Origin of the sequence: Actinosynnema sp. NPDC059797 (assembly GCF_042732085.1) — a bacterium.
Lineage (GTDB): Bacteria > Actinomycetota > Actinomycetes > Mycobacteriales > Pseudonocardiaceae > Actinosynnema.
This window is the reverse complement of sequence record NZ_JBHWIE010000534.1, coordinates 1-3785: the sequence shown is the minus strand read 5'-3', so window position 1 is coordinate 3785 and position 3785 is coordinate 1. Positions and strand designations below refer to the sequence as shown.

Here is a 3785-nt window from a genome sequence, read left to right as displayed (position 1 = left end):
GATCTGGAAGCAGTAGCCCTGCGAGGCCACCGTGGCCAGCTTGATCCGCTCCAGCACCTCCGCGCGGAACGCCCGGAACCCGCCCGTGATGTCCTTGACCTTCGCGCCCAGCGCCAGCTGCGAGTACAGGTTCCCGCCCCGCGAGATCAGCTGCCGCGACCTCGGCCAGTTCACCGTGCTGCCGCCCGGCACGTAGCGCGAACCCAGCACCAGGTCGGCGTGCCGCAGCGCGTCCAGCAGGCGCGGCAGGTCCTCCGGCGCGTGCGAGCCGTCGGCGTCCATCTCCACGACCACCCCGTAGCCGTGCTCCAGCGCCCACCGGAACCCCGCCACGTACGCCGCGCCCAGACCCGCCTTCTCCGTGCGGTGCATCACGTGGACCCGGTCGTCGGCGGCCGCCATCTCGTCGGCCACCCGACCGGTGCCGTCCGGGCTGCCGTCGTCCACCACGAGCGCGTGCACCCCCGGCAGGGCCGCGTGCAGCCGCTTCACGATCCTCGTGATGTTGTCCCGCTCGTTGTAGGTCGGGATCACCACCAGCACCGGCCCGAGCTCGTGGTCAGGCCGCGCCTGCTGGTCCGCCATCCGTTTCCTCCTCGCCGACCCCCGCACCAGGGGTCGGACGCGATCGTCGTCGTGTCACTGCCAAGCTGAACGCCGCGGCCGAGAGGCCCAAAGCGGTCATCACCCACTCGGGCCACGCGCCGAGCCGGGTCGCCAGCGTAGCCTCCCGCCCCAACGAGACCTCGGCCACCAGTGCGTCCGGGGTGAACATGCCGGTCCGCTGCGTCACCGAGCCGTCCGGCGCCACGATCGCGCTGACCCCGCTGGTCGCGGCCACCACCACCGACCGGCCGTGCTCCACGGCCCGCACCCGCGACATCGCCAGCTGCTGGTAGGTCATCTCCGTCCAGCCGAAGGTGGCGTTGTTGGTCGGGATCGCGATCAGGTCCGCCCCCGCCCGCACCGAATCCCGCACCACCCCGTCGAACGCCACCTCGTAGCAGGTGTCGATCGCCACCTTCACCCCCGCCATGGTGAACCCCTCCGGGTCGTGACCCGGCTGGAAGTTGCCCGCCCGGTCCACCGCGCTGGTGAAGAGCCGGAAGAACTCCCGGTAGGGCATGGTCTCCCCGAACGGCTGGAGCTGCCGCTTGGTGTAGGTGTCGGTGGCGCCCCGGCCCGGCTCGAACAGCACCACGGTGTTGCGCGGCAGGTTGTCGGCGCGGTCGACCAGCACCGCGCCCACCGCGATGGGCGCGTCGACCGCCGCCACCGCCCGCTGGATCTGCGCCGCGGCGTCGGCGTTGCGGAACGGGTCGATGTCGGAGGCGTTCTCCGGCCAGATCACCAGGTCGGGCTTGCGCACCCGGCCCGCGCGCACGTCCTCGGCCAGCTGCAGGGTCCGCGCCACGTGGTTGTCCAGCACCGCCCGCCGCTGGGAGTTGAAGTCCAGGCCCGCGCGCGGCACGTTGCCCTGCACCGCCGCCACCACCGCCGTGCCCCCGGACGGCCCGACCGGAACCACCGACGCCACCAGCGGACCCGCCGCCAGCGGCAGCACCACCCACACCGCCGCGCGCCACCGCCCGCGCACCGCCCACGCCGCGCCGAAACCCGTCAACGCCACCGCGAACCCCACCAGCGGCGCCCCGCCCACCGAGGCCAGCGGCAGGTACCAGCCCTCGGGCTGCCCGAACGCGATCTTGCCCCACGGGAACCCGCCGAACGGGAACACCGACCGCAACGCCTCGTCGGCCACCCACACCAGCGCCATCCACACCGGCGCCCCCGGCAGCCGCGACACCAGCGCCATCACCGCCGTGCCCACCGCGATCAGCGCCGCGCACATCAACGCCAGCGGCAACCACGCCACCAGGCCCACGAACTCACCGGTCCACCGCAACAGCGGCACCATGAATCCCAGGCCCCACACCAGCCCCAACCCGAACCCGGCCCGCGCCCGCCGCCCGTGCAGCAGCACCCCCAGCACGGCGAACCCCACCGGCGCCAACCACCACGCCGTGCGCGGCGGGAAGCTCAGGTAGACCATCACTCCACCGGCGGCGGCCACCACCACCCGCGACAACGCGCCGCCCGGGTTCCGGCGGCGGGGGGCGGAGGAGACGGCGGCGGACGGTCCCGGCGCCACGCTTGGTGCGACCACCAGATCAGCCTACGAGCCCGCCGGCGACACCCCGCAGCGCGGGCGGCGCGGACCGGCCTCGGGGTGTGCGGCGGAACACGGACGTCATCGCGCCCCTGCCGGCCGGCTCCCCGCCCGTGCCCGGCAGCGACACCTTCCCCTCGGCGCCGACCCCCACCGCCACCTACACCTCGGCCAGGTCGTACTCCCCCGCCCGCGCCCGCACCTCGCCCCGAACGAGCACCACGACGTGTCGATCAAGGAACGGTTGCCCTGGGATTGCCCGCCCACCACCGGGGGTAAATCAGGGTCGTCACCGATGCCAGGGGACACGAACACGGGGATGGTGGAGTCATGACCACGTTGACCAGGCCGCAGAACCAGAAGGTGATCGCGGGTGTGTGCGCCGGGCTCGCCGCGCGCTACGGGTGGAAGCCCAACACCGTCCGGCTGCTGTTCGTCGTGTCCTGCCTGCTGCCGGGACCGCAGTTCCTCATCTACCTCGCGCTGTGGGTGATGATGCCCAAGCGGCCCTACTGACGGGACCGCACCAGCGCCTCGACGCCGTCCAGCACGCGTTCCAGCCCGAACGTGAACGCGTGCTCGCCGTGGTAGGCCGCACCGTGCTCCTCGCCGACCGCGGCACCCACGCGGGCCGCCACGGGGAAGCGCCCCGGGTCGAACACCTTCGCCAGGAACGGCGCCGCGGCCCGCCACCACTGCTCGTCGGTCAGCCCCGTGCTCCGGCGCACCCGCTCGGCCTCCACCGCGATCCGCGCGGCCGACCGCACGTGCCCCAGCACCAGGTTGAGCACCGAGTCCATCTCCACGTCGGTCAACCCGATGCCGTCCACGGCGCGCAGCTCGTAGTCGTACTTCGCCGCCACGTTCGGCCCCAGCACCGCCCGGTGCGCCACGACCTCCACCAACCACGGGTGGCGCAGGTGCAGCGCCCAGTTCTCCCGCGCGATCGCGGTCAGCCCGGCCCGCCACCCGCCGGGCTCGTGGGGCGGGCGCGCGGTCTCCGCCTGCACGGCGTCCACCATCGCGTCGACCAGCTCCGACTTGCCCGGCACGTGCGTGTACAGCGACATCGTGCCCACGCCGAGCCGCTCGGCCACCCGCCGCATCGCCAGCGCGCCCAAGCCCTCCGCGTCGGCCAGCTCCACCGCCGCCGCCACGATGCGGTCCACCCCGAGGTCCCTGCGCGCCACGCGCTCGTTGGTCCGCCACAGCACCGCCAGGGTCCGGGCCGGGTCACCGCCGCGTTCGGTCGCCACGGACGATCACCCTACGTGAGGTCTAGCCCGCCAGCGCGGCCCGCACGATCTCCAGCGCCTCCTCGGCGGTCAGGCCCTGCTCGCGCGCCGTGGCCGCGTAGGCGCGGGCCGCGCGCAGCACCCGTTCCCGGCTGCGCTCACCCGCGGCGCTGACCACGGTGCCCGCTCTGCCGCGGGTCTCGATGAGACCCGCCTCCTCCAGCTCGCGGTAGGCGCGGGCCACGGTGTTGACCGCGATGCCCAGCTCCGCGGCCAACGCGCGCACCGTGGGCAGCCGGGCGCCCGCGGCCAGCTCGCGGTCGGTGATCTTGCGGGCCAACTGGGACCGCACCTGCTCGTAGGGCGGCACGGTGGAAGCC

At 74.0% G+C, this 3785-nt stretch carries 5 protein-coding genes; 1 reads left to right on the top strand and 4 read right to left on the bottom strand.

Translation table 11 applies throughout. The features are described 5' to 3' along the window. Both ACFV4N_RS41175 and lnt read right to left on the bottom strand, forming a co-directional pair. Window positions 1-585: polyprenol monophosphomannose synthase (locus ACFV4N_RS41175; RefSeq protein ID WP_499678120.1), on the bottom strand; the 585-nt coding region annotated here is incomplete at its 3' end. Further along, window positions 560-2167 carry an apolipoprotein N-acyltransferase gene (lnt, locus tag ACFV4N_RS41170; protein WP_499678119.1) on the bottom strand — a complete coding sequence of 536 codons (1608 nt, stop codon included), beginning with the start codon at window positions 2165-2167 and terminating at the stop codon, window positions 560-562. The genes ACFV4N_RS41175 and lnt, both read right to left, overlap by 26 nt. Before the next feature lie 333 nt (window positions 2168-2500). On the opposite strand from lnt, the gene ACFV4N_RS41165 reads away from it, so the two are divergent. Beyond that, complete coding sequence (locus tag ACFV4N_RS41165; RefSeq protein WP_499678118.1) at window positions 2501-2686, top strand: PspC domain-containing protein; 186 nt, start codon at window positions 2501-2503, stop codon at window positions 2684-2686. On the opposite strand, the gene ACFV4N_RS41160 is transcribed toward ACFV4N_RS41165, so the two are convergent. Together ACFV4N_RS41160 and ACFV4N_RS41155 are read right to left on the bottom strand one after the other, a co-directional pair. Then, complete coding sequence (locus ACFV4N_RS41160) at window positions 2680-3426, bottom strand: TetR/AcrR family transcriptional regulator (protein ID WP_499678117.1); 747 nt, start codon at window positions 3424-3426, stop codon at window positions 2680-2682. The genes ACFV4N_RS41165 and ACFV4N_RS41160 overlap by 7 nt on opposite strands. Before the next feature lie 22 nt (window positions 3427-3448). Next, window positions 3449-3785: GntR family transcriptional regulator (locus ACFV4N_RS41155; RefSeq protein ID WP_499678116.1), on the bottom strand; the 337-nt coding region annotated here is incomplete at its 5' end.